The 26,018-nt window shown below is 60.2% G+C and carries 21 protein-coding genes; 12 read left to right on the top strand and 9 right to left on the bottom strand.

What is annotated here, in order from left to right; translation table 11 throughout:
* The first annotated feature begins 67 nt into the window (after positions 1-67).
* On the top strand, positions 68-1,585 hold the full coding sequence (locus tag QMK51_RS06465) for an MDR family MFS transporter (RefSeq protein ID WP_320393485.1): 1,518 nt from the start codon (positions 68-70) through the stop codon (positions 1,583-1,585).
* A 136-nt stretch (positions 1,586-1,721) separates the two neighbouring features.
* Here QMK51_RS06465 and QMK51_RS06460 read toward each other — a convergent pair whose 3' ends face one another.
* The 4 genes from QMK51_RS06460 to QMK51_RS06445 all read right to left on the bottom strand — a co-directional run bounded on the left by QMK51_RS06460 (position 1,722) and on the right by QMK51_RS06445 (position 5,663).
* On the bottom strand, positions 1,722-2,570 hold the full coding sequence (locus QMK51_RS06460) for a cache domain-containing protein (protein ID WP_320393484.1): 849 nt from the start codon (positions 2,568-2,570) through the stop codon (positions 1,722-1,724).
* 159 nt (positions 2,571-2,729) lie between these two features.
* Positions 2,730-3,599, bottom strand: coding sequence for an ATPase (locus QMK51_RS06455; protein ID WP_320393483.1), 870 nt, complete (start codon positions 3,597-3,599; stop codon positions 2,730-2,732).
* A gap of 116 nt (positions 3,600-3,715) precedes the next feature.
* Complete coding sequence (locus QMK51_RS06450; RefSeq protein ID WP_320393482.1) at positions 3,716-4,708, bottom strand: NAD(P)-dependent oxidoreductase; 993 nt, start codon at positions 4,706-4,708, stop codon at positions 3,716-3,718.
* A gap of 61 nt (positions 4,709-4,769) precedes the next feature.
* Positions 4,770-5,663: a LysR family transcriptional regulator ArgP gene (locus tag QMK51_RS06445; protein WP_258699343.1), complete on the bottom strand. Its 894-nt coding sequence runs from the start codon at positions 5,661-5,663 to the stop codon at positions 4,770-4,772.
* A 96-nt stretch (positions 5,664-5,759) separates the two neighbouring features.
* Here QMK51_RS06445 and QMK51_RS06440 point away from each other — a divergent pair, with 96 nt between their 5' ends.
* The 10 genes from QMK51_RS06440 to QMK51_RS06395 all read left to right on the top strand — a co-directional run bounded on the left by QMK51_RS06440 (position 5,760) and on the right by QMK51_RS06395 (position 19,845).
* Positions 5,760-6,161 carry an ACT domain-containing protein gene (locus tag QMK51_RS06440; protein ID WP_320393481.1) on the top strand — a complete coding sequence of 134 codons (402 nt, stop codon included), beginning with the start codon at positions 5,760-5,762 and terminating at the stop codon, positions 6,159-6,161.
* A gap of 5 nt (positions 6,162-6,166) precedes the next feature.
* A complete protein-coding gene (locus QMK51_RS06435) occupies positions 6,167-6,769 on the top strand; it encodes a LysE/ArgO family amino acid transporter (protein WP_095051375.1) in 603 nt (200 codons plus the stop codon).
* A gap of 175 nt (positions 6,770-6,944) precedes the next feature.
* Positions 6,945-7,541 carry a superoxide dismutase gene (locus QMK51_RS06430; RefSeq protein WP_056852722.1) on the top strand — a complete coding sequence of 199 codons (597 nt, stop codon included), beginning with the start codon at positions 6,945-6,947 and terminating at the stop codon, positions 7,539-7,541.
* A gap of 407 nt (positions 7,542-7,948) precedes the next feature.
* Positions 7,949-10,000 carry a putative bifunctional diguanylate cyclase/phosphodiesterase gene (locus QMK51_RS06425; RefSeq protein WP_320393480.1) on the top strand — a complete coding sequence of 684 codons (2,052 nt, stop codon included), beginning with the start codon at positions 7,949-7,951 and terminating at the stop codon, positions 9,998-10,000.
* A gap of 236 nt (positions 10,001-10,236) precedes the next feature.
* Positions 10,237-11,580, top strand: a complete 1,344-nt coding sequence (locus QMK51_RS06420) for an imelysin family protein (RefSeq protein ID WP_320393479.1) — start codon at positions 10,237-10,239, stop codon at positions 11,578-11,580.
* A 287-nt stretch (positions 11,581-11,867) separates the two neighbouring features.
* A complete protein-coding gene (locus QMK51_RS06415; protein ID WP_320393478.1) occupies positions 11,868-13,295 on the top strand; it encodes a di-heme oxidoredictase family protein in 1,428 nt (475 codons plus the stop codon).
* A 27-nt stretch (positions 13,296-13,322) separates the two neighbouring features.
* Entirely contained in the window at positions 13,323-14,387 is a 1,065-nt protein-coding gene (locus QMK51_RS06410) for an imelysin family protein (RefSeq protein WP_258699337.1), read from the top strand.
* A gap of 14 nt (positions 14,388-14,401) precedes the next feature.
* Positions 14,402-15,502, top strand: a complete 1,101-nt coding sequence (locus QMK51_RS06405) for a DUF1513 domain-containing protein (RefSeq protein WP_320393477.1) — start codon at positions 14,402-14,404, stop codon at positions 15,500-15,502.
* Between the two features lie 154 nt (positions 15,503-15,656).
* Positions 15,657-16,805, top strand: a complete 1,149-nt coding sequence (locus tag QMK51_RS06400) for an efflux RND transporter periplasmic adaptor subunit (protein ID WP_320393476.1) — start codon at positions 15,657-15,659, stop codon at positions 16,803-16,805.
* A gap of 13 nt (positions 16,806-16,818) precedes the next feature.
* Entirely contained in the window at positions 16,819-19,845 is a 3,027-nt protein-coding gene (locus tag QMK51_RS06395; protein ID WP_258699334.1) for a multidrug efflux RND transporter permease subunit, read from the top strand.
* A gap of 186 nt (positions 19,846-20,031) precedes the next feature.
* On the opposite strand, the gene QMK51_RS06390 is transcribed toward QMK51_RS06395, so the two are convergent.
* The 5 genes from QMK51_RS06390 to colR form a co-directional block, all read right to left on the bottom strand.
* Positions 20,032-20,259, bottom strand: coding sequence for a hypothetical protein (locus QMK51_RS06390; protein ID WP_026331876.1), 228 nt, complete (start codon positions 20,257-20,259; stop codon positions 20,032-20,034).
* 2 nt (positions 20,260-20,261) lie between these two features.
* Positions 20,262-20,975, bottom strand: a complete 714-nt coding sequence (locus tag QMK51_RS06385; RefSeq protein ID WP_320393475.1) for a lipopolysaccharide kinase InaA family protein — start codon at positions 20,973-20,975, stop codon at positions 20,262-20,264.
* Positions 20,976-20,979: 4 nt separating this feature from the next.
* Positions 20,980-21,648 (bottom strand): class I SAM-dependent methyltransferase, encoded by a 669-nt coding sequence (locus QMK51_RS06380; RefSeq protein WP_320393474.1) that lies wholly within the window; start codon positions 21,646-21,648, stop codon positions 20,980-20,982.
* A gap of 226 nt (positions 21,649-21,874) precedes the next feature.
* Entirely contained in the window at positions 21,875-23,155 is a 1,281-nt protein-coding gene (locus tag QMK51_RS06375) for a HAMP domain-containing sensor histidine kinase (protein WP_320393473.1), read from the bottom strand.
* A complete protein-coding gene (gene colR, locus QMK51_RS06370; protein ID WP_223489132.1) occupies positions 23,145-23,828 on the bottom strand; it encodes a two-component system response regulator ColR in 684 nt (227 codons plus the stop codon). The genes QMK51_RS06375 and colR overlap by 11 nt, the downstream gene beginning before the upstream one ends.
* A 201-nt stretch (positions 23,829-24,029) precedes the next feature.
* Here colR and QMK51_RS06365 point away from each other — a divergent pair, with 201 nt between their 5' ends.
* Positions 24,030-25,979 (top strand): LTA synthase family protein, encoded by a 1,950-nt coding sequence (locus tag QMK51_RS06365; protein WP_320393472.1) that lies wholly within the window; start codon positions 24,030-24,032, stop codon positions 25,977-25,979.
* Positions 25,980-26,018: the final 39 nt, after the last annotated feature.

Raw genomic sequence — 26,018 nt, 5'->3', positions numbered from 1 at the left:
TTACACTGGCGAGCATCCCCGCTCGCCTTGGCTCTTGCGGGTCCATCACTGCCCGCAGGTTTTACCCGTGACCAATCTCAACCAGCCTGACACGCCCAAACCGGCCATTCGCAGCGTGCTGATAGCCTTGATGCTGGCGATCTTTCTGGGCGCGCTGGACCAGACCATCGTCGCCGTGTCGATGCCGGCCATTTCCGCGCAATTCAAGGATGTCAGCCTGCTGGCCTGGGTGATTTCCGGGTACATGGTGGCGATGACCGTGGCGGTGCCGATCTACGGCAAACTCGGCGATTTGTATGGCCGCCGCAGGTTGATGCTGTTCGGCATGGGCTTGTTCACCCTGGCGTCATTGTTCTGCGGCATGGCGCAAAGCATGGAGCAACTGATGCTGGCGCGGATCTTTCAAGGCATCGGCGCCGGCGGGATGATTTCGGTGAGCCAGGCGATCATCGGCGACATCGTCCCACCGCGCGAACGCGGTCGCTATCAGGGTTACTTCAGCAGCATGTACGCGGTGGCCAGCGTGGCTGGCCCGGTACTCGGTGGCTACATGACCGAATACCTGTCCTGGCGCTGGGTGTTTCTGATCAATCTTCCGTTGGGCCTGGGTGCCTGGCTGGTGGCCTACCGCACACTGGTGGGGCTGCCGGTGCCGCAGCGCAAGCCGATCATCGACTACCTCGGCACGTTGCTGATGATCATTGGCCTGACGGCGTTGTTGCTGGGCATCACTCAGGTTGGCCAGGGCCATTCGTGGCGCAGCGCCGAAATGGCGGGTTTGCTCGGTTGTGCGGTAGTCGTGCTGGCCGTGTTCGTCTGGCATGAACGGCGGGCGCGGGAACCGTTGCTGCCGATGCACTTGTTCGCCAACCGCAATGCGATCCTCTGCTGGTGCACGATTTTCTTCACCAGTTTCCAGGCGATTTCCCTGATCGTGCTGATGCCGTTGCGCTTCCAGAGCGTCACCGGCGCCGGCGCCGACAGCGCTGCGCTGCACCTGTTGCCGCTGGCCATGGGCTTGCCGATCGGTGCGTATTTCGCCGGGCGCCGGACCTCGGTGACCGGTCGTTACAAACCGATGATCCTGACCGGCGCCCTGCTGACGCCATTCGCGATTCTCGGCATGGCGTTCAGTGCGCCTCAGGCGTTTGTGCTGAGCAGCTTGTTCATGTTGCTCTGCGGGATCGCTGGCGGCATGCAGTTCCCGACCTCGTTGGTGGGCACGCAAAACTCGGTGGAACAACGGGACATTGGCGTCGCCACCAGCACCACCAATCTGTTCCGTGCTCTGGGTGGCGCAGTGGGTGTGGCGTTGATGTCGGCACTGCTGCTGGCGTTGTTGCAGGATTCGAGTTTTGCCCACCTGGCCGGCTCGTCGCTGATGGCTGAAGGGCGTTCGGGGAATGTTCTGCTGGACGGTTTGAACGCCGCGCCAGGTGATGCGCAAAACGCCTTGCGCGCTGAGCTGCTGCTGACCTTCCGGCATTTGCTGATGGTCAGCGCAGCGGTGTCATTGCTGGGGTTGGCGGCGGCGATTGCCATGCCGAACAGAGTGTTGCGGGGGCGCGAGGACACGGTTCGATAGTGGGGACCGAGTCGCCTGCAATCGCGAGCAGGCTCGCTCCCACATTGGATCTCGGCCGTATGCAACATCTGTAACCAATGGAGATTTACTGTGGGAGCGAGCCTGCTCGCGATTGCGGTCTTTCAGTCACCTTGAATCAAGGGCTGTAATACCCCACCGCGACCAGAAAATGCCCGACCTTTTTCAGGTAGGCATGCTTGTCTTCCACTTTGCCGGTCACCGGGTTTTTCCAGCGGTACTCGTATTCGCCGTCATCCTGTTTGGCCATCAGCGCCAGAATCGGCTCGCCCACCGGTTTACCTTCCGGATCCTTGATCTTGCTGAAATCGGTGTTGATCAGTCGCAGATTGGTGCCGTGGGCGACATAACGCTGGTTATTCAGGTCGACGACGAAGACGTACAGGTCATCCTGCAAGTAACCGCCCTTGAGGGCGTTGATGGCGGTGAGCGTGCCCTTCTCGTCCTTGGCCAGATCGGCCGCTGCTTTGTTCAACAAGGCCATCGCCTGCTCCGCTGACGCCCGTGGCAAGTAGTAACCCACCGCCAGAATCCGCTGGCCAATGCGCTGATAGAACACATGCTTGCGTTCGACCTTGCCGTCGGCCCAGTTCTGCCAACGGTATTCGGCCTGCTGAATGCCGTTACCCTCTGGCACTTTCAAGGCGTCCTTGAAGGCTTTCTGCACATCCGGCCCGAGCACCTCGGACACATCACGGCCGATCAATGCCGAAGACGGCCCGCCGCTGGCGAGCATCACGCCCTTGGTATCGACCACGAAGACATAACGATCCTTGTCGACAAACTCGCCCTGACGGCTGAACGCCGCGAAAGCCTTGTCACCCTGCTCGTGGTAATAGGCCAGGGCTTTTTCCAGTAAGGCTTTGGCGGCCTGGCTGTCATCCTTTTCCGCCGTGGCTGCGTGAACTGGCCCCAGGCACAGCAAAAGCAAACCGCCCAGCCAGGCTAGTTTGTGAAGACCCCCCATAGCGCATTCCCCGTTCTTGTTAGTGTTTCAAGAGCGTAGACGGCTTGGGGCTATGTATGAATATTCAGAAAACGGTGGCGCAGAGGCTTGCCCTACTACCAGTCAGTCAAGATGCAAAACCTGTGGGAGCGGCGTTTAACTGACTGACTCGCCTTCGGGCTATTGAGGCCGGGCGCGCAGCTGCTGTTGCAGATTCTGGATCTGCGCTTGCAGGGTGTTGATGTTGCGGGTGACCTGGCCGCGGAAGGCGTCGAACTCGGCGGTGTTGGTGCCACCTTGTGCGGCGGCCGGACGGTTGTCCTGTTGGCTTTTGAGCACGATCATGTCTTGCTCCAGGCGTTCGATGGCGGCACTCGGGTTGCCTTGTCTCTTCAACGCGGTGATGTCGGCGCCAAGGCTTTTGAGTTGGGCATCGACTTTGCTGGTATCGGCCGGTGCGCTCTTCAACGCGGCCAGTTCGCCGCTCAAGGCTTTGACCTGAGCCTGCAACTGAGCATTGGCCGCTTGTTGTTCGGTGGTTTGCGCAGTCATTTGCGCCAGGCGCTTGTCCAGATCGGAGGTCTGGCCGAGCACGCCTTGTTGCTGTTTGCTCTGGTCCTGAAGTTTGCTTTCCAGCTGTTTGCTCTGGTCCTGGAGTTTGCCTTCCAGTTGTTTGATTTGCAGCTTCAACGCTTCACTGTCGGTGTTGACGTTGGATTGGCTGGCCACGACCTTGCCGGAAATGTCCTGCAAGCGCCCCGCCGCCTCCTCACTGATGCGCGCGAAACTTTCCTGGGTCGCCACCAGTTGCTGCTCCATCAGCGAGATCTGCTGAAAACTCCACCAGGCAAGCCCGGCGAAGGCAAAGAACAACGCACCGACCAACGCCCACAAAGGGCCGGTGCTCGGGCCTTTGACCTTGACTACCGGTGTGGTGCGCGAACGCACGGAAGTGCGAGCGGTGGTCGGAAAATCATCGTCGTCGAGGCTGTCGGCACGCAGGCTCGGGACATCGTCGAAGTCGTCGTTGGCATCGTTACGCATGGACATTGAGTCAACCTTTGTAAAACGCGGTGATGGCTTGATGCGGCGAAGTATAACCCCCGCTGCCGCACCGGTTGACCCTGAACCCCGAACTCGGTTCAGTAACGGGCCGCCCTTGTGTGTCAGCGAATGTCCTGAGCCTTCCACCAGCCGCAAAATTCATCGAGGGCGGTCCAGAGGCTGACTTTCGGATCGTAGTCCAGATAATGTCGTGCGCGGCTGATGTCCAGGGTGAAATTTTTGTTCATCACCTGCATCCCCAGCCGCGACAGGGTCGGCTCGGGACGACCTGGCCACAGCTTGCACACACCCTCGTTGAGCGCGGCAAGGCTGTAGGCCAAGCCGTAGGAACGGTAACGGGTCACCTGTGGGACATCCATTTGGCGCATCACGTAATTGACCACATCCCACAACGGCACCGGCGCTCCATTGCTGATGTTGTAGGCCTTGCCCAGGGCCGAACCGCTGGCCAGCAAACTGCTGAGCAACGCTGCATTGAGGTTTTGCACGCTGGTGAAGTCGACCTTGTTCAGGCCATTGCCGATAATCGCCAACCGCCCTTTGCGCTGCATCTTCAGCAGCCTGGGGAAAATGCTCATGTCCCCGGCCCCTGTCACGAAACGTGGCCTTAGGGCCAGAGTCTCGAGACCGAACTCCTGCGCACCGAAAACTTTTTGCTCGGCCAGGTATTTGGTCGCGGCGTAGGGATGTTTGAAACGCTTGGGCACCTGTTCTTCGGTCAATCCCAGATGATCGCGACCATCGAAGTAGATCGACGGCGACGACAAGTGCACCAGGCGCCGAACCCGCTGCTTCAGGCAGGCCTCGACCACGTTCTCGGTGACCTCGACGTTGCCTTGATGAAAGTCCTGATACCGTCCCCACAAACCGACTGCGCCGGCGCAATGGACCACGGCTTCGACGTCTGAACACAGGTCACGCGCCAGTTGCGGGTCGCTCAAGTCGCCCTGAATGAATTCGGCGCCACGGCGCACCAAGTGCTCGACGCTTTCGGCCCGGCGACCGTTGACCCGCACGTCCAGGCCCTGCTCCAGGGCGAAACGCGCAAAACGTCCGCCAATGAAGCCGCTTGCGCCGGTGACCAGAATCTTCATGAATTGCTCCGAATATTTCGCTTTGCGTTTTGCGTATGGCGTGAGGTCTTGACGCTGCCCGTCAATCCAACGGCACCAGCCATTGCTTCGACGAGCGCACCAATTGATCGGTGAGTAACCCCAACAACTGACCGCCATTGCGCCAATAATGCCAGTACAGCGGCACATCGATCGGCTTATCTGGCAAAAGCTCGCGCAGGATTCCGCGCTCCAGTTGCTCGCGCACCTGCAATTCAGGCACAAGGCCCCAGCCAAGCCCCGCTTCCGTGAGACGAAGAAACCCTTCGGACGAAGGGCATAAATGGTGTTCGAAACCACCATCCACGCCTAAAGACGCGAGGTAACGATGCTGTAGGAAATCGTCTGGGCCAAACACCAGAGCCGGGGTTTTGGCCAACTGGTCGGCGCGCACACCGTCGGGAAAATGCCGGGCAATGAACGCCGGGCTGGCCAGCGCACGGTAACGCATCGCCCCCAACAGAACGCTGCGCGCACCGGCCACCGGTCGTTCACTGGCGCAGAGACATCCCGCTACTTCGCCTGCGCGCATGCGTTTGAGGCCGACGGTCTGGTCTTCCACCACCAGGTCGAGCAACAGATGCTCCTGTGCGCAAAAGTCCCCCACAGCCGCAGCCCACCAGGTGGCCAGGCTGTCAGCGTTCAGCGCGATGCGCAGGCGTTCCGGCAGGCCTTCTTCGTCCAGCGCCGGCACCAGGGTTTGCAGATCCCGCTCCAGCAACCGCACCTGCTGCACATGGTTGAGCAATCGCCGGCCAATCTCCGTCGGGGCCGGTGGCGTTACGCGCACCAGCACCGGTTGGCCGACCCGTGCCTCCAGCAGTTTGATGCGCTGGGAGATCGCCGATTGGGACAAACCCAACACTTGCGCGGCGCGTTCGAATCCGGCCTGTTCGATCACAGCGGCGAGCGCGGACAGTAATTTGTAGTCGAACATCAGTTTTCCTAATGAGCGATCAGCACTATTTGTTTTTCTTATACAGCTTCCCACCGGAGAATGGCCAGCAAGAACTCTTGAACAAGGATCACCGACATGGCTGGCGAAACGTCATTGGCCACCCTGCTGCGCAGCATGAGCCCACAACTCAACGACGGCGAATACGTGTTCTGCACCTTGCCCGACGGCCAATTGCCCGCAGGCCTTGAGATCGTCGGCAGCTTTCGCGAACAGGAAGGGCTGACGGTAATTCTGCAACGTTCTCACGCCGAAAAAGCCGGTTTCAGTTTCGACTACGTCGCCGCCTGGATCACCTTGAACGTGCACTCGGCCCTCGAAGCCGTCGGCCTGACCGCCGCGTTCGCCACGGCACTGGGTAAGGCCGGCATCAGTTGCAACGTGATTGCCGGCTATTACCACGATCATTTGTTCGTCGGCCAGGCCGATGCCGAACGCGCCCTGCAGGTACTGCGGGATCTGGCGACCAACGCGGAGTAAAACGTATGTGGCAAAGCTATGTGAACGGCCTGTTGGTCGCTGCGGGGCTGATCATGGCGATCGGCACCCAGAATGCGTTTGTGCTGGCTCAGAGCCTTCGGCGCGAACATCACCTGCCGGTGGCGGCGCTCTGCGTAACCTGCGACGCGTTGCTGGTGGCCGCCGGGGTATTCGGCCTGGCGACGGTGCTGGCGCAAAACCCGACCCTGCTGGCCATCGCCCGTTGGGGTGGCGCGGCGTTTTTGATCTGGTATGGCAGCCTGGCGCTGCGTCGGGCCTGCACGAAACAAAGTCTGCAACAGGGTGAAAATCAGACGGTACGTTCACTGCGGGCGGTGCTGCTCAGTGCATTGGCGGTGACGCTGCTCAACCCGCACGTTTATCTGGACACCGTGTTGCTGATCGGCTCCCTCGGCGCACAACAAACCGAACCCGGTGCTTATGTCGTGGGCGCGGCCAGTGCGTCATTGTTGTGGTTTTTCACTTTAGCCCTTGGCGCGGCATGGCTCGCACCATGGCTGGCACGGCCAAGCACCTGGCGAATCCTCGATCTGTTGGTCGCCGTCATGATGTTCGCTGTGGCCTTTCAATTAATCGCGGCTGGCTGATTATTCCAAAAGGCTCTGGAACCTCTATTCCACACAGTTGTTGCGTGGTTATGCCGCACCCCCGGTGCTATGATCCGATCCCTGCGCCGCAAAGAGTACAAACTCCCCGGCGCATGTCTGGCCGCCCGTGATCGGCCTTGCGCTCACCGCAACTGACCTGATTAGGAGAATCATCATGGCTTTCGAATTGCCGCCGCTGCCTTATGCACACGATGCCCTGCAGCCGCACATTTCCAAGGAAACTCTGGAATACCACCACGACAAGCACCACAACACCTATGTCGTGAACCTGAACAATCTGGTGCCAGGCACCGAGTTCGAAGGCAAGACCCTGGAAGAAATCGTCAAGACTTCCTCGGGCGGTATCTTCAACAACGCCGCTCAGGTCTGGAACCACACGTTCTACTGGAACTGCCTGGCGCCAAATGCCGGCGGTCAACCAACCGGCGCACTGGCTGATGCCATCAACGCAGCCTTCGGTTCGTTCGACAAGTTCAAGGAAGAGTTCAGCAAAACGTCCATCGGCACCTTCGGTTCCGGTTGGGGCTGGCTGGTGAAAAAGGCTGACGGTTCCCTGGCCCTGGCCAGCACCATCGGCGCCGGCAACCCGCTGACCAGCGGCGACACCCCGCTGCTGACCTGCGACGTCTGGGAACACGCTTACTACATCGACTACCGCAACCTTCGTCCTAAGTACGTCGAAGCGTTCTGGAACCTGGTCAACTGGAAATTCGTGGCTGAGCAGTTCGAAGGCAAAACCTTCACCGCTTAAGCTTCGCGCCAGTCAAGAAACCCGGCTTTGTCCGGGTTTTTTTATGGGCTTGGGAAAAGGGTACATCCCTATAGCCGCCTTCGCGGGCAAGCCTCGCTCCTACAGTAGATGTGTGTCGTGCGCGGAATCTGTGAGCGACGATAGTCCCTGTGAGAGCGGCATTCGCCCTCTTGTCCCCACAGCACAGCGGTTTAACATCAACCCCAAGGAAAAATTGTTTCAATCGCCTCAAGTTGAAGGCCCCGACAACCGACACAGTACCAATAGGGCAAATACTCCAAACAGCAGCATATCGGCCAAGCCACCGGCAAAATCCCCTGGGTTGGATTGTCCCTTTGACTGCCATCACGGGATTGCCAATACTCATGGCAACTTGACGCTACCCGCACGGAACAAGGAATAACCCTTTGAAGCTGGAACTCAAGAACAGCTTGTCGGTGAAGTTGCTCCGGGTCGTGCTCTTGTCGGCATTGATCGTCGGCGTGGTCTTGAGCTGCGCGCAGATCGTTTTCGATGCCTATAAAACACGCCAGGCTGTGGCCAACGATGCCCAGCGCATCCTCGACATGTTCCGCGACCCCTCCACCCAGGCCGTCTACAGCCTGGACCGGGAAATGGGCATGCAGGTAATCGAAGGCCTGTTCCAGGACGACGCCGTGCGCATGGCCTCCATCGGCCACCCCCACGAAGCCATGCTCGCGCAAAAATCTCGCGAGTTGCAGCACTCCCACAGTCGCTGGCTGACCGATCTGATCCTCGGCAAGGAACGCACCTTCACCACTCAATTGGTGGGTCGCGGCCCCTACAGCGAGTACTACGGCGACCTGAGCATTACGCTCGACACCGCCACCTACGGTAAGGGATTCATCGTCAGCTCGGTGATCATCTTCATCTCTGGTGTATTGCGCGCCATGGCCATGGCCCTGGTGCTGTATCTGGTCTACCACTGGCTGCTGACCAAACCGTTGTCGCGGATCATCGAACACCTGACCGAAGTCAACCCGGACCGGCCCAGCGAACACAAGATTCCGCAGCTCAAGGGTCATGAGAAAAACGAACTGGGGATCTGGATCAACACCGCCAATCAGTTGCTCGAGTCCATCGAACGCAACACTCACCTGCGCCACGTAGCGGAAAACAGCCTGCTGCGCATGGCCCAGTACGACTTCCTCACCGGTCTGCCGAACCGCCAGCAATTACAGCAACAGCTGGACAAAATCCTCGTCGACGCCGGCAAATTGCAGCGACGGGTCGCAGTGCTGTGTGTCGGGCTCGATGATTTCAAAGGCATCAACGAACAGTTCAGTTATCAGGCCGGCGACCAGTTGCTGCTGGCCCTGGCCGATCGCCTGCGGGCTCACAGCGGTCGACTTGGCGCCCTCGCCCGTTTGGGGGGTGACCAGTTCGCACTGGTCCAGGCCGACATCGAACAACCCTATGAAGCCGCCGAACTGGCCCAAAGCATTCTCGATGATCTGGAAGCGGCGTTCGCCCTCGATCATCAGGAAATCCGCCTGCGCGCCACCATCGGCATCACCCTGTTCCCCGAGGACGGTGACAGCACCGAGAAGCTGCTGCAAAAAGCTGAGCAGACCATGACCCTGGCCAAGACTCGCTCGCGCAACCGCTATCAGTTTTATATCGCCAGCGTCGATACGGAAATGCGGCGCCGCCGCGAGCTGGAAAAAGACCTGCGCGATGCCTTGATCCGCGACCAGTTCTACCTCGTCTACCAGCCGCAGATCAGCTACCGCGATCATCGCGTGGTGGGTGTCGAGGCATTGATTCGCTGGCAGCATCCGGAGCATGGGCTGGTGCCGCCGGACCTGTTCATTCCGCTCGCCGAGCAGAACGGCACCATCATCGCCATTGGCGAATGGGTGCTGGATCAGGCCTGCAAACAATTGCGCGAATGGCACGATCAGGGCTTCGTCGACCTGCGCATGGCGGTGAACCTGTCCACCGTGCAACTGCACCACGCCGAGTTGCCGCGGGTGGTCAATAATCTGCTGCAGATATACCGTCTGCCACCGCGCAGCCTGGAGCTGGAAGTCACCGAAACCGGCCTGATGGAAGACATCAGCACCGCCGCCCAGCACTTGCTGAGCCTGCGTCGCTCCGGTGCGCTGATCGCCATCGACGACTTCGGCACCGGTTATTCGTCATTGAGCTACCTGAAAAGCCTGCCGCTGGACAAGATCAAGATCGACAAGAGCTTCGTGCAGGACCTGCTCGATGACGACGACGATGCGACCATCGTTCGGGCCATCATCCAGCTGGGCAAGAGCCTGGGCATGCAGGTGATTGCCGAAGGCGTGGAAACCGCCGAGCAAGAGGCCTACATCATCTCCGAAGGCTGCCACGAAGGTCAGGGCTATCACTACAGCAAACCGCTGCCGGCGCGGGAGTTGAGCGCCTACCTCAAGCAGGCCCAGCGCAGTAACGCGGCCATTTTGTAAGTTCTTCTTCATAGCGAAAAGATCGCAGCCTTCGGCAGCTCCTACGTGGACCGCGTCTCCCTGGAGCTGTCGAGTGAGACGAGGCTGCGATCTTTTAATGCGTCCCACCCCTTTGCGTGAATAAGAAATATTTACAGGTACAACCCTTTACACATAATGCGAAAGATTTGCATTATGTCGCAGTTTTGCGCGCCACCCGTGTGCGCCCACTCCATCACCGAAGCAGGATGTTCGCCATGATTCGTATGCCTCTGGCCACCGCCAGTCTGCTGGCCATCGCTATTTCCCTCGCCGGTTGCGGCGAAGGCAAAGACAAGGCTGCCGCTCCACAAGCGCCGACCCCGGCTGCCAGCACAGCTGCCCCGGCTGCACCTGCTGCCACCGGTAAAGTCGACGAAGCCGCCGCCAAGGCTGTGGTTGCGCACTATGCCGACATGGTCTTCGCCGTTTACAGCGATGCCGAATCCACCGCGAAAACCCTGCAAATCGCCGTCGACGCTTTCCTCGCCAAGCCGAACGCCGACACCCTCAAAGCCGCCAAGGCTGCCTGGGTCGCAGCCCGCGTGCCTTACCTGCAGAGTGAAGTGTTCCGCTTCGGCAACACCATCATCGACGATTGGGAAGGTCAGGTGAACGCCTGGCCATTGGACGAAGGCCTGATCGACTACGTCGACAAATCCTACGAACACGCACTGGGTAACCCGGGCGCCACCGCCAACATCATCGCCAACACCCAGGTTCAGGTCGGCGAAGACAAGGTCGACGTCAAAGACATCACCCCGGAAAAACTCGCCAGCCTGAACGAGCTGGGCGGTTCCGAGGCCAACGTCGCCACCGGCTACCATGCCATCGAGTTCCTGCTCTGGGGCCAGGACCTGAACGGCACCGGCCCTGGCGCCGGCAACCGTCCAGCCTCTGACTACCTGGAAGGCAAAGGCGCTACCGGCGGTCACAACGATCGTCGTCGCGCTTACCTGAAATCCGTGACCCAACTGCTGGTCAACGATCTGGAAGAAATGGTCGGTAACTGGAAGCCGGACGTGGCCGACAACTACCGCGCTACGCTGGAAGCAGAACCGGCTGAAACCGGTCTGCGCAAAATGCTGTTCGGCATGGGCAGCCTGTCCTTGGGCGAACTGGCGGGCGAGCGCATGAAGGTTTCCCTGGAAGCCAACTCCCCGGAAGACGAACAGGATTGCTTCAGCGACAACACCCACAACTCGCACTTCTACGATGCCAAAGGCGTGCGTAACGTGTACCTGGGCGAATACACCCGCGTCGATGGCACCAAGCTGACCGGCGCCAGCCTGTCGTCCCTGGTCGCCAAAGCCGACCCGGCAGCCGATACCACGCTGAAAGCCGACCTGGCCGCCACCGAAGCCAAGATCCAGGTCATGGTCGATCACGCCAACAAGGGTGAGCACTACGACCAACTGATCGCGGCCGGCAACACTGCTGGCAACCAGATCGTTCGCGACGCCATCGCCTCGCTGGTCAAGCAGACCGGTTCGATCGAAGCGGCCGCCGGCAAACTGGGCATCAGCGACCTGAACCCGGACAACGCTGATCACGAGTTCTGATCGACGCTGGCTGAGTGAAAAAGGCGACCCGCGGGTCGCCTTTTTTGTCCCTGCCTGAATGAAATCCCTGTGGGAGCGAGCCTGCTCGCGAAGGGGGCATCACAGCCAACATTGATGTTGAATGTGAAACCGCTATCGCGAGCAGGCTCGCTCCCACAGGGATTGCGCTTAGCCTGTTAGCCGCGATAAACCTGCCCCACATCAACCAAACGATAATTCCTCTTATTCAAACTCCCCTGCCCTGTTAGACTTTGCGCCCTTGTTTTGCTCGTCTTGCAGGATGTCCGATGCCCTCGCTGCCTCTTCGCTTGTCCGCACTGTTGCTGGCCCTGGGCCTGAGTGCCTGCGATGACGCCCCGCGTTTTACCCGGGCTGAACCCGGCGAAGCCCGGTCCGGTGGCAGCGCGACGGTGCGCAAGACCGATCAGAACGCATTCTCCCTGCCCTCCGCCAACCTGCCGCCGTCACGACGCGTCGATTTCAGCGTCGGCAACAGTTTCTTTCGCAGCCCCTGGGTGATCGCGCCGTCGACCACCACCGCCCGCGATGGCCTTGGCCCACTGTTCAATACCAACGCCTGCCAGAACTGTCACATCAAGGACGGCCGCGGTCATCCACCGACGCCCGATGCGCCGAATGCGGTGTCGATGCTGGTGCGCCTGTCGATCCCCAATGCACCGGCCTATGCCAAGGTCATCGAACAACAGGGCGTGGTGCCGGAGCCGGTCTACGGCGGCCAGTTCCAGGACATGTCGGTGCCCGGCGTCGCTCCGGAAGGCAAGGTGCGCGTCGATTACACGCCGGTCCCGGTGCGTTTCAAGGACGGCAGCGAAATCGAGTTGCGTGAACCGACCTTGCAGATGACCCAACTCGGCTACGGCCCGATGCACCCCGACACGCGTTTCTCGGTACGCATCGCACCACCGATGATTGGCCTGGGCTTGCTTGAAGCGATCCCTGACGAGGCCATCCTGGCCAACGCAGAGGCCCAGGCCCGGGAGAAAAACGGCATCGCCGGACGACCGAACCGGGTCTGGGACGACGCGCAGCAGAAGACGGTTCTCGGACGATTTGGCTGGAAAGCCGGGCAACCGAACCTCAATCAACAAAATGTTCACGCGTTCTCTGGTGACATGGGCCTCACGACCAGCCTGAGACCCTTTGATGACTGCACCGACGCGCAAACCGCTTGCAAGCAGGCGCCCAACGGCAATGGCCCGGATGGCGAGCCGGAAGTCAGCGATAACATCCTGCGTCTGGTGCTGTTCTACAGCCGTAACCTCGCGGTGCCGGCCCGTCGCGATGTCGGCGCGCCGCAAGTGCTGGCCGGCAAGAATCTGTTTTTCCAGGCGGGATGCCAGTCTTGTCACACGCCTCAATACACCACCGCAGCCAACGCCGCGGAACCTGAATTGGCCAATCAAGTGATTCGCCCTTACAGCGATCTGCTGCTGCACGACATGGGCGACGGCCTGGCCGACAACCGCAGCGAATTCCAGGCCAGCGGCCGCGACTGGCGCACGCCGCCGTTGTGGGGCATTGGCCTGACGCAGACGGTCAGCGGCCACACCCAGTTTTTGCATGACGGCCGCGCCCGCAACCTGCTCGAAGCCGTGCTCTGGCATGGCGGCGAGGCAAAGGCGGCGCAGCAACAGGTTTTGTCTTTCAATGCCGAGCAGCGCGCGGCGTTGCTGGCGTTTTTGAATTCCCTTTAATACGTATTCCTTCAGCGGGAGCCCGACATGTTCCGTCCCAAATTGTTGTTCACCAGCCTTGCCGCCCTCGCCCTGGGCGCCTGTTCGCCCCAGGATCCGCAAGCGGTCACGTCGGCGGCCATCGCCAAGCAAGTGATCCTGCCGACCTACAGCCGCTGGGTCGAAGCCGACCGGCAACTGGCAGTCAGCGCCCTGGCCTTCTGCCAAGGCAAGGAAACCCTGGACACCGCCCGCGCCGACTTCCTGCACGCGCAGAAAGCCTGGGCCGAGTTGCAACCGCTGCTGATCGGGCCATTGGCCGAGGGCAACCGTTCGTGGCAGGTGCAGTTCTGGCCGGACAAGAAGAACCTGGTAGGCCGTCAGGTCGAGCAACTGGTCACCGCGCAACCGCAAATCGATGCTGCCGCCCTGGCCAAGTCCAGCGTCGTGGTGCAAGGCCTCTCGGCCTATGAATACATCCTGTTCGACAGCAAGATCGACATGGCCGACAGCACGCAGAAAGCCAAATACTGCCCGCTGCTGACCGCCATTGGCGAACGTCAGAAGCAATTGGCCGAAGAGATCCTGTCGCGCTGGAACACCAACGACGGCATGCTCGCGCAGATGAGCAAATTCCCCAACCAGCGCTACGCCGATTCCCATGAAGCGATCGCCGATCTGCTGCGCGTGCAAGTGACGGCGCTGGACACCCTGAAGAAAAAACTCGGCACGCCGATGGGCCGTCAGAGCAAGGGCACGCCACAGCCGTTCCAGGCCGATGCCTGGCGCAGCCAATCTTCGCTGAAAAGCATGGAAGCGAGCCTGACTGCTGCGCAAACCGTCTGGGTCGGTGTCGACAACAAAGGCCTGCGCGGTCTGTTGCCGAGCGAGCAGAAACCCTTGGCCGACAAGATCGACGGGGCCTACGCAGCGTCCCTGAAACTGCTCGCCAGCAACCAGCGCTCGCTGACCGACATGCTCACTGACGATGCCGGGCGCCAGCAGCTCAACGCTATCTACGACAGCCTCAACGTTGTCCATCGCCTGCACGAAGGCGAACTGGCCAAGGCGCTGGGCATTCAACTGGGCTTCAACGCCAACGACGGTGACTGATGAGGGCAAGTGCCATGCTGCGACGCCAGGCTCTGACGTTGGGGAGTTTGCTGCTGGGTGCGGTGACACTGGGCGGCTGGACGCTGTTCAAGCAAAAGGACAAAAGCCCGCTGCTACTCTCGGCGCGGGACGATGGCGACGGCAAGCACTACGCCGTCGGTTATCGGCTGGACGGCACCCGGGTGTTTGCCACCCAGGTCGGCCAGCGTTGCCACGACATCATCAACCACCCGACCCTGCCGATAGCGCTGTTTGTCGCCCGGCGTCCGGGCACCGAGAGTTACCTGATCGACCTGCGCGACGGCACGCTGCTGCAAACCGTGGTCTCGCAGCCGAACCGGCACTTCTACGGTCATGCGGTGATTCACAAGAGCGGCGAATGGCTGTGCGCCACCGAGAACGACACCTCCGATCCGGGCCGTGGCCTGCTCGGTGTGTATCAGTTCGAGGGTGAACGACTGGTACACAGCGGCGAGCTTTCCACCCATGGCGTCGGCCCGCATCAAGTGTCGTGGATGCCCGATGGCGAGACGCTGGTGGTAGCCAACGGCGGTATTCGCACCGAGGCCGAAAGCCGGGTCGAAATGAACCTCAACGCCATGGAGCCGAGCCTGGTGCTGATGCAACGCGACGGCACGCTGCTGAGCAAGGAAACATTGGCCCAGCAGATGAACAGCGTGCGGCACTTAGGGATAGCCAGCGACGGCACCATCGTCGCCGGTCAGCAGTTCATGGGCGCTGCTCACGAGTCTTCGGAGCTGCTGGCGATCAAGCGGCCCGGCCAACCATTCGTGGCCTTCCCGGTGCCCGAGCATCAGTTGCAGGCCATGGGGCATTACACCGCCAGCGTTGCCGTGCACAGCGAGCTGCGTCTGGTCGCCCTGACCGCGCCGCGGGGCAACCGCTTTTTTATCTGGGACCTGGACAGCGGTGAAGTACGCCTGGACGCGCCACTTCCCGACTGCGCCGGCGTAGGGGCCGTGGCCGATGGTTTTGTCGTGACCTCCGGTCAAGGACGATGCCGGTACTACGATTGCCGCCAGACAACTCTTGTTGCAAAACCTCTGGAGTTACCTGCGGGGCTCTGGGACAACCATCTTCATCTGATGGTTTAAAAGATCGCAGCCTGCGGGGGAATGCGTACCTGGAGCTGCCGCAGGCTGCGATCTTTTTCGTAAGATCACGCAAAAAACATCCATTGGAATCCCCCTCCCACTCGGAGTAATGTTCCCGCCTGTCTCACCTGATTTTCTCCAAGGAAATGGAAATATGCTGCGCCGCCGCATGCTGATCATGTTGGGTGTTGTTCTGCTGATCGTGCTGATCCTGGCCGGTTACAAAGCCTTCTCCATCTATACGATGATGCAGGGTTTCTCCGTGCCGAAACCGCCGATAAGTGTCGCCGTGGCCACCGCCACCGAACGCCCGTGGCAAAGCCGTTTGCCAACGGTCGGCACCCTCAAGGCGCTGCAAGGGGTTGACCTGAGCCTGGAGATCGCCGGCACCGTCAAGGATGTGCAGTTCGAGTCGGGGCAGAAGGTCAAGGCCGGTCAGCCGATCGTGCAACTCGACAGCGCCGTCGAAACCGCCCTGCTGGAAACCGCTCAGGCCGACCTCGGGCTGTCCCAGCTGGATTACGGTCGCGGTAGCCAGCTGGTGGGCAGCCAGGCCATCTCCAAGGGCGAATTCGACCGGCTCTCGGCGGTGCTGCAAAAGAACCGGGCCACGGTCAATCAGCTCAAGGCGTCCCTGGCGAAAAAACGCATCGTCGCACCGTTCAGCGGGACCATCGGCATCCGTCAGGTGGACGTCGGCGACTACGTGGCCAGCGGCACGATGATCGCCACCCTGCAAGACCTCAGCAGCCTCTACGTCGACTTCTTCGTACCCGAGCAGGCCGTGCCGAAAATTGCCCTTGGCCAACCGGTACAAGTCATTGTCTCGGCCTACCCGACACAGAATTTCCCCGGCACCATCAGCGCGATCAACCCGAAGGTCGAGAACAGCACCCGCAACGTACTGGTGCGCGCGACCCTGGCCAACCCCGATGGCAAACTGCTGCCAGGGATGTTCGCCAGCCTGCAGGTAATGTTGCCCGATCCACAGCCGCACATCGTCGTGCCGGAAAGCGCGATCACCTACACCCTTTATGGCAACTCGCTGTACATCGTCGCGCAGAAAAAGGCCGAAGACGGCAGCCTCGAAAAAGACGACAAGGGCGAGCCGATTCTGATCGCCGAACGACGCTTCGTCGAAACCGGCGAACGCCGCGACGGGATGGTCATGATCACCAAAGGCGTGCAGAACGGTGAAAAAGTGGTCACCGCCGGCCAGATCAAACTGGACCACGGCGCGCACATTGCCATCAGCGACGACAAGACCCTAGCCGAGAAGAGCAGCCAGCCACGCGCTGACTGATCAAGGAATCCCCATGGCTTTTACCGACCCGTTCATCCGCCGCCCGGTGCTCGCTACCGTGGTCAGCCTGTTGATTGTGCTGCTGGGCTTCCAGGCCTGGAGCAAGTTGCCGCTGCGCCAATACCCGCAAATGGAAAACGCCCTGATCACGGTGACCACCGCTTACCCCGGGGCCAACGCCGAAACCATCCAGGGTTACATCACCCAACCGATGCAGCAGAGCCTGGCCAGCGCCGAGGGCATCGACTACATGACCTCGGTCAGTCGCCAGAACTTTTCGGTGATCTCGATCTACGCGCGCATCGGTTCCAACAGCGATCGCCTGTTCACCGAACTGCTGGCCAAGGCCAACGAGGTCAAGAACCAACTGCCTCAGGACGCCGAAGACCCGGTGTTGAGCAAGGAAGCCGCCGACGCGTCGGTGCTGATGTACATCAGTTTCTTCAGCAAGGAGCTGAGTAACCCGCAGATCACCGACTACCTGTCACGGGTCATCCAGCCGAAACTGGCGACCCTGCCGGGCATGGCCGAAGCCGAGATTCTCGGCAACCAGGTGTTCGCCATGCGCCTGTGGCTGGACCCGGTGAAACTCGCCGGTTTCGGCCTGAGCGCCAGCGATGTGACCGACGCCGTGCGCCACTACAACTTCCTCTCCGCCGCCGGCGAAGTGAAAGGCGAGTACGTGGTCACCAGTATCAACGCCAACACCGAACTCAAATCCGCTGAAGCCTTCGGCGCGATCCCGCTCAAGGTCGACGGTGACAGTCGCGTGTTGCTGCGGGACGTGGCGCGGGTCGAGATGGGCGCGGAGAACTACAACTCCGTCAGCTCCTTCGGCGGCACGCCTTCGGTGTACATCGGCATCAAGGCCACGCCCGGTGCCAACCCGCTGGACGTGATCAGGGAAGTGCGCAAGATCATGCCGGACCTGGAAGCCCAGCTGCCGCCGAACCTCAAAGGCGAAATTGCCTACGACGCCACGTTGTTCATTCAGGCCTCTATCGACGAAGTGGTGAAAACCCTGTTCGAAGCGGTACTGATCGTGATCGTGGTGGTGTTCCTGTTCCTGGGCGCCCTGCGCTCGGTGGTGATCCCGGTGGTGACCATTCCACTGTCGATGATCGGCGTGATGTTCTTCATGCAGATGATGGGCTACTCGATCAACCTGCTGACCTTGCTCGCGATGGTATTAGCCATCGGCCTGGTGGTGGACGACGCCATCGTGGTGGTGGAAAACATTCACCGGCACATCGAAGAGGGCAAGACACCGCTGGATGCCGCGCTTGAAGGCGCTGCGGAAATCGCGATGCCGGTGGTGTCGATGACCATTACCCTGGCGGCGGTCTATGCGCCGATCGGCTTCCTGACCGGCCTGACGGGGGCGTTATTCAAGGAGTTCGCCCTGACCCTGGCCGGGGCGGTGGTGATTTCCGGCGTAGTAGCGCTGACGCTGTCGCCGATGATGTGCGCCCTGCTGCTGCGCCACGATGAAAACCCTACCGGCCTGGCCCATCGCCTGGACGTGATCTTCGAAGGCCTCAAACGCCGCTATCAGAGTGTGCTTCATGGCACCCTCAACACCCGGCCGGTGGTGCTGGTGTTCGCGGTGATCGTGCTCTGCCTGATTCCGGTGCTGCTCAAATTCACCCAGTCGGAACTGGCGCCGGACGAAGACCAGGGCGTCATCTTCATGATGGCCAATGCCCCGCAACCGGCCAACCTCGACTACATGAACACCTACACCGACGAGTTCCTCGCGATTTTCAAGGAGTTCCCCGAGTACTACTCCTCGTTCCAGATCAACGGCTTCAACGGCGTGCAATCGGGGATCGGTGGCTTCCTGCTCAAACCCTGGAACGAACGCAGCCGAACCCAGATGCAGATCCTGCCCGAGGTTCAGGGCAAACTGGCAAGCATTCCGGGCTTGCAGATTTTCGGCTTCAACCTGCCTTCCCTGCCGGGCACGGGTGAAGGCTTGCCGTTTCAATTCGTGATCAACTCGGCCAACAGCTATGAGTCATTGTTGGAAGTGATGGACCGGGTGAAAAAAAGAGCGATGGAATCCGGCAAGTTTGCTTTTGTCGACGTCGACCTGGCCTTCGACAAACCCGAAGTCGTGGTGGATATCGATCGCGCCAAGGCCGCACAAATGGGTGTATCGATGCAGGACCTGGGCGGCACCCTCGCAACGATGCTGGGTGAAGCAGAGATCAACCGTTTCACCATCGAAGGCCGCAGCTACAAAGTCATTGCGCAGGTGGAACGTCCCTTCCGGGATAACCCCGACTGGCTAAACCATTATTACGTGAAGAACACCAAAGGCGAATTGCTGCCCCTGTCGACCCTGATCACCGTGACGGACCGGGCGCGACCGCGTCAGTTGAACCAGTTCCAGCAACTCAACTCGGCGATTCTTTCCGGGGTCCCGCTGGTCAGCATGGGTGAAGCCATCGACACCGTGCGCCAGATCGCTCGGGAAGAAGCGCCGGCGGGTTACGCCGTCGACTATGCCGGTGCGTCACGGCAATACGTTCAGGAAGGCAGCGCACTGTGGGTCACCTTCGCCCTGGCATTGGCGATCATCTTCCTGGTGCTGGCGGCCCAGTTCGAAAGCTTCCGCGATCCGCTGGTGATTCTGGTGACCGTGCCGCTGTCGATCTGTGGCGCGTTGATTCCGCTATTCCTTGGCTGGTCGAGCATGAACATCTATACCCAGGTCGGGCTGGTGACGTTGATCGGGCTGATCAGCAAGCACGGGATCCTGATCGTCGAGTTCGCCAACCAGTTACGCAAGGAGAAGGGGCTGACGCCTCGCGAAGCGGTGGAGGAAGCGGCGGCCATTCGCCTGCGTCCGGTATTGATGACCACGGCAGCGATGGTGTTCGGCATGGTGCCGTTGATCATCGCCACGGGCGCGGGGGCGGTCAGCCGGTTCGACATTGGCACGGTGATCGCGACGGGGATGTCAATCGGGACGCTGTTCACATTGTTCGTGCTGCCGTGCATTTACACGTTGCTGGCCAAGCCCGATAAACCCTGAAGAACACAACATATCCCTGTGGGAGCGAGCCTGCTCGCGATAGCGATGGCACAGCCAGCATTGAGGTGACTGACACACCGCTATCGCGAGCAGGCTCGCTCCCACAATGGATCGCGCAAGACTTGAGCCATCGGACACAAAAAAGGCCTCGCATCTGCGAGGCCTCTTATTTGGGCTTCAATCTGTTCAACTCTGCGGCCTCAGCCCTTGAGAAAGTCCGAACATGAACAGCAACAAGTCATGATCGGGTTGAGTGGCCACGGGTGCTTTGGCAACCCGGGGCAATGGACAATGTGCATCACCGTGCACTGAACTGAGGACTTGCGTACGGGGTTGCTCCCAAGCCGCCACCGCCAATGAAGCAACTGCCAAGGCTCCTGCCAAAAACAAACCTCGTGCAATTTCGAGTTTCATCGCTATAAGCCTTTGATAGCGCTGCCAGACGCCTTCTCGTAAAAATAGACGAGTTTTTTCCAGTCCGTATCGCTGAACGACGAGTGGCGACGCAGTTGCTTCAGGTCATGGGCCGCTGCCTGACGGGCGGTCAAACGCTGCCGGCATTTCTCCAGATCAATCAGGGCAACTTCGACCTTCGCCGACCCACCTTCCCCGGTGACCCGCACGAATACGTGCTTGATGTAGAGGCAGCTGTGCTGCCAACGGCCCTTGTGCATGCGGGCCAGGTTGTCGGCCAGATCCTTCAATACGCGATCATGCACCGCCTCACCGTAACGCTCGCGACCGCCGCCTGCGTACCAATGTTCGATTTCCTCAAAGCCATCCAGCGACTTGGTGACCAGCAATGCGCGCCATATGTGAACGGGATCGCGTTGTGCGCCGCAGAAAACGATCTCTGGAACGCGAACGTCGAGCAGGCGCAGGCCGATGAGTGCATCGCGCTCACGCAACACCGTCGGCCGACCGAACGGGTGCAACCAGCTGCGATAGATATGACCGGTTTGACGCTTGGCATAGAGCAGCTGTCCATCACTGCCCATGACGCGCTGCACGCCACTTTCTCCACCGCGACGAACGTTGGGTTCTTCTACCCATTCACCGCGCCGATTCCAGAAGTAGTCGAAGCGGTCCTGAGAAGCGACTTCCGTTTCTGCTGCACATTGCACTGCCATCCTGTTACCTCTTGCGTAATACGTAAACCCGCCACATGGCATAGAGCGGTAAAAAGTCCAATTGTTCCTGAATACGGAAACCCGCCTGCTCGAATTCTTTTTCAACCGTGGCAGCCGGTAACACAAATCGATTCTGGAAACCCTCCTGCCCACGCCGTTTCTCGGCGCGCTTGCGTTTCCAGGCCTTGAAATTGCCGTCTACCCACAACGAAACAATCACACTGTCGCGGGTGACACGCTCGAATTCGCGCAGAATGGTCAGTCGATGCTCGGCTTCACCGATGTGATGGAGCAAACGCATGCAGAAAATGCTGTCGACGGCGTTATCGGGCAAGGCAATGTCGAATGCAGAAGTTTGCAAGGGTTGTACCCGTTTTACCACCTCGGCGGGTTGCGCCTGCATGGCAGTCTTCAACATGGACTTCGAGTTGTCGGCGCCGATGATGACACGGTTGTGCTTTTGCGCCAGCAGCGGCCAGAAACGCCCGGCACCGCAGGGCAAATCGAGGATCAGGCCAGGCTCACCGGCCAGCGCCAGCGCTTTTCGCGCCAGTTGCTCGTCGCGCCAGTGGGACAGTCGGCGACCGAGCCCCTCTTGATGCTTGCGCAAATACTTGCGGGAGTGTTCATCGTCGTACTTTTCGGAAAAATCGAGTTTGATCGGGCCAGCCATCACTGCAATCTCCTGAACTTCTGATGACAACCACCTTAGGTAGGGCTGTGTCGGCGTCAGGTGATGACTTGGTGAAAAAATCGTCATGTAAAAACCGGGATCATTTCGGGGGTATTACAGGGGGGCCGCTAAAAGCAAAAGATCGCAGCCTTCGGAGGCGCCCACAGGCGCGTAGGAGCTGTCGAAGGCTGCGATCTTTTGCTTTTAGCGGTCCCGTCCGGCCCAATCAAACCCGGGACGCCCCCAACTCCACCTGAAAACGGCAGCCATTGGGTTCCATATTCGTCAGGCTGACGCTCCAGCCCTGGTTCTCGCAGATCCGCTGCACCAGCGACAGTCCAAGCCCCAGGCCCTCGCCACGCTTCTCGCTGCCGCGCACGAAAGGCTCGAACATCGCCTCGCGTTTTTCCTCGGGAATGCCTACACCACTGTCTTCGACCACAAACCCCGTATCGGTCAGGGCCAAGCGGATAAACCCACGCTCGGTGTAATGCAGCGCATTACGCAACAGATTACCCATCACCGCGTGCAAAAGCGTCGCGTTATAGCGAGTGTCCGGAGGATTGCCCAACTCAACGTTCAACGTCAGGCCCTTGGCTTCGATCGGCTCGCGCCATTGGCAAAGCAGCCCGTCGGCCACCTGACTGAGGCTCTGCCGGGGGGCCATGCTGGCATCTTCATGCTGGGCGCGGGCCAGCATGAGGAAGGTTTGTACCAGCTCGCGCATCTCTGCGCACGCACGGGCAATTCGCTCGACCTGGGCACGCCCGCGCTGATCGATGCCGGGGTTTTCCAGCAACAGTTCACAGGAACTGGCCAGCACCATCAACGGCGTGCGCAGCTCGTGGCTGACGTCACTGGTGAACAACCGCTCACGGGTCAACGCCTGACGCAAGCGCCCAAGGGTGGCGTCGAAGGCCACGGCCAGTTCACCCACTTCATCGGCGGCATAATCCGGAGCCAGTGGCGGCGCCAGGCCCAACAACTGATCGCGATGACGCACCTGACGGGCCAGTCGCACCACCGGCGCCATCACCTTGCGCGCCAGCACCCAGCCCAGAAATACCGCCAATGCCAGGCTCAACACGAACCCCACCAGCACCACGGCAAACAGCACCCGTTCACGCTCTTCGAAATCGCTCTGGTCCTGCAACAGCACATAACGCCGTCCGTCGACGACTTCGACCATCGCGTGATACGACAGATGCTCGCGAAAGACTTCATGAAAACCCGAGTCCAGGTGCCGCAAATCCTTGGGCAGCTCAAAGTCGCCCGGCCCGCCGCTGAAATAGAACAGCTGGTCCGGCTCGGGGCGGTGGCTCCAGTCCGACACACTGTCCATCAGCAACAGGCGCTGCAAATCGCCGCCCAGACCCGCCGAAATCAGTTTCTCTTCCACCAGGTGCACGGTCGCTATGATGCCCAAGGCGAAGGCTCCCGCGACCAGTGCGCTCATCAACGCAAAGGCGATGATGATCCGTTGCGCAAGGCTCTGCTTAAACTCCATCACGGCCCTCGGCCAAGCGATAACCGACGCCGTGTACCGTGTGCAGCAAGGGTTTGGCGAACGGTTTGTCGATCACCTGGCGCAGTTGATGGACGTGGCTGCGCAGGCTGTCGCTGTCCGGACAGTCATCGCCCCACAGGGCCTCTTCGAGAATTTCCCGGCGCAGCACGTGCGGGCTTTTCTGCATCAACACGGCCAGCAATTTCAGGCCCACCGGGTTGAGTTTCAGCAGACGGCCTTCGCGGGTCACTTCGAGAGTGTCGAGGTCGTAGCTCAGATCGCCGACCTGCAAGGCACGGCGACCGCCGCCCTGGGTTCGGCGCATGACCGCCTCGATCCGCGCCGCCAGTTCGGACAGGGCAAAGGGTTTGATCAGGTAATCGTCGGCACCGGACTTGAAGCCTTGCAAGCGGTCGTCCAGTTGATCGCGCGCAGTGAGCATGATCACCGGCGTGTCGCGGCGGGCGTCTTCGCGCAAGCGCTTGCACAGAGTGTAACCATCGATGCCGGGCAGCATGATATCGAGTACGATCAAGTCGTAATGCTCGGTGGCCGCCAGGTGCAGGCCAGATAAACCGTCCTGCGCGCAATCCACGGTGTAACCTTTGAGCCCCAGATAATCGGCCAGGTTGGCCAGGATATCGCGGTTGTCTTCAACCAATAGAATTCGCATCGGCACCTCCTCCGTACACAGTAACGGCCGTCTTGGCCCGCGCAGCTTAAGGCCAAGCGTGACTCAGGGCTAGGGTGACCGGTCGTAGAATCGATGCGCTCAACCAAATGATGGTGTTAACAAGTTTTTCACTGTCGGTTCACAACCTGACTACAGCGTTCAAGAGAAGCTGTCGCGCCATTAATATAGGGAATGTAGATAATGGATTGTTTGAAGACGGCGCCAATGCGCTTTCTGCTGCTGGTAACCGGCTCCTGGCTGGTCATTTTTCTCCTGACTCGAAGTGTTCTGCTCCTCTCTCACCTGGATGAGGCCGGCAGCGGATTCCTGTCAGTGTTTGGCATCGGCCTGCTCTATGACCTGGGTTTCATTGCCTACGCGGCGCTGCCCATGGGCCTCTATCTGCTGCTCTGCCCGCCGGCCTTGTGGCGCCGCCGTGGCCATCGCTGGTTTCTTCAGGGGCTGCTGACCGTCAGCCTGTTTGCCATGCTGTTCACTTCGGTGGCCGAATGGTTGTTCTGGGATGAGTTCGGTGTGCGTTTCAACTTCATCGCAGTCGACTACCTGGTGTATTCCGACGAAGTGCTGAATAACCTGCTGGAATCGTACCCGATCGGCAAGCTGCTGAGCCTGCTCGCCGTGCTGGCCGTGGCCCTGAGCTTCGCGTTGCGCAAACCCTTCAATGCCGCGCTGGACGCACCATTGCCTGCAATGCGCGGGCGTCTGTTGAATGCGCTGGGCCTGCTGATCGTCGCGGGCCTGAGCCTGCAACTGCTCAGCCAGGATGCACCGCGTGCTCAGGGCGGCAATGCCTATCAGAACGAACTGGCGAGCAATGGCCCGTACCAATTCTTCGCCGCTTTCCGCAACAACGAACTGGATTACCCGCAGTTCTACAGCAGCCTGCCGAACTCCGTCGTCGCGCAGCAGATTCGCGCTGAACTGGCCGAGCCCAACGCCCGCTTCATTGGCGAGGATCCGCAGGACATCCGCCGGATGATCGACAATCCCGGCACCGAGCGAAAGCCCAACATCGTGCTGGTGACCATCGAAAGCTTCAGTGCCAAGTACATGGGCAGCAATGGTGACGATCGCAACCTGACACCGAACCTCGATGCGTTGCGTAAACAAAGCCTGTACTTCAACAATTTCTACGCCACCGGCACCCGCACCGATCGTGGCCTGGAGGCCATCACCCTGGCCATTCCGCCGACACCGGGGCGTTCGATCGTCAAGCGCGTGGGTCGCGAAAGTGGTTTCGCCAGCCTCGGCCAACAGCTCAGCGCCGTGGGTTACGACAGCGTGTTCGTGTACGGCGGGCGCGGTTACTTCGACAACATGAACGCGTTCTTCAGCGGCAACGGCTATCGCGTCGTCGACCAGAGCAGCGTCGATGAATCAGAAATTCACTTCAAGAACGCCTGGGGCATGGCTGACGAAGACCTCTATAACCAGACCCTGAAACTGGCCGACGCCGACTACGCCAGGCAACAGCCGTTTCTGCTGCAACTGATGACCACCTCCAACCATCGCCCCTACACCTACCCGGATAACCGGATCGACATCAAATCCGGTAACGGCCGCGACGGTGCGGTGAAGTACACCGACTTCGCCATCGGCCAGTTCCTCGATCAGGCGCGTAAAAAACCCTGGTTCGATAACACGATCTTCGTCTTCGTCGCCGACCACACTGCAGGCAGCGCCGGCAAAGAAGACTTGCCGATCAGCAACTATCAGATTCCACTGTTCATCTATGCACCGAAGCTGATCGACGCTCGGGAGACCGCACAACTGGCCAGCCAGATTGACCTGGCGCCAACGTTGCTGGGCCTGCTGAACCTGGATTACCAGTCGACGTTCTTCGGGCGCAACCTGTTGCAGGACAATCCACTGCCGCCGCGAGTGGTAGTTGGCAACTATCAGCATCTGGGCTTGTTCGACGGCAAGGATTTAGCGATCCTGAGCCCGCGTCAGGGTCTGCGTCGCCACGATGATGCGCTGACCGACAGTCGCGAATCACGGGCCACCGCCAGCAATCCGTTGATCACCCGCGCAATCACTTATTACCAAACTGCCAGTCATGGCTTCAAGCAACAGCTGCTCGGTTGGAAAGCGCCCAAGGAGGGCACCCGCCAAGTCAGCGACCGTTAACAGAATGGCCCCGGGCTGATGCCCCGGGGCTTTTCCATT

Origin of the sequence: Pseudomonas sp. P9_31 (genome assembly GCF_034008235.1) — a bacterium.
Classification (GTDB): domain Bacteria; phylum Pseudomonadota; class Gammaproteobacteria; order Pseudomonadales; family Pseudomonadaceae; genus Aquipseudomonas.
Note: the sequence above shows the minus strand (reverse complement) of the source record. Positions and strands in the feature narration are given on the sequence as shown.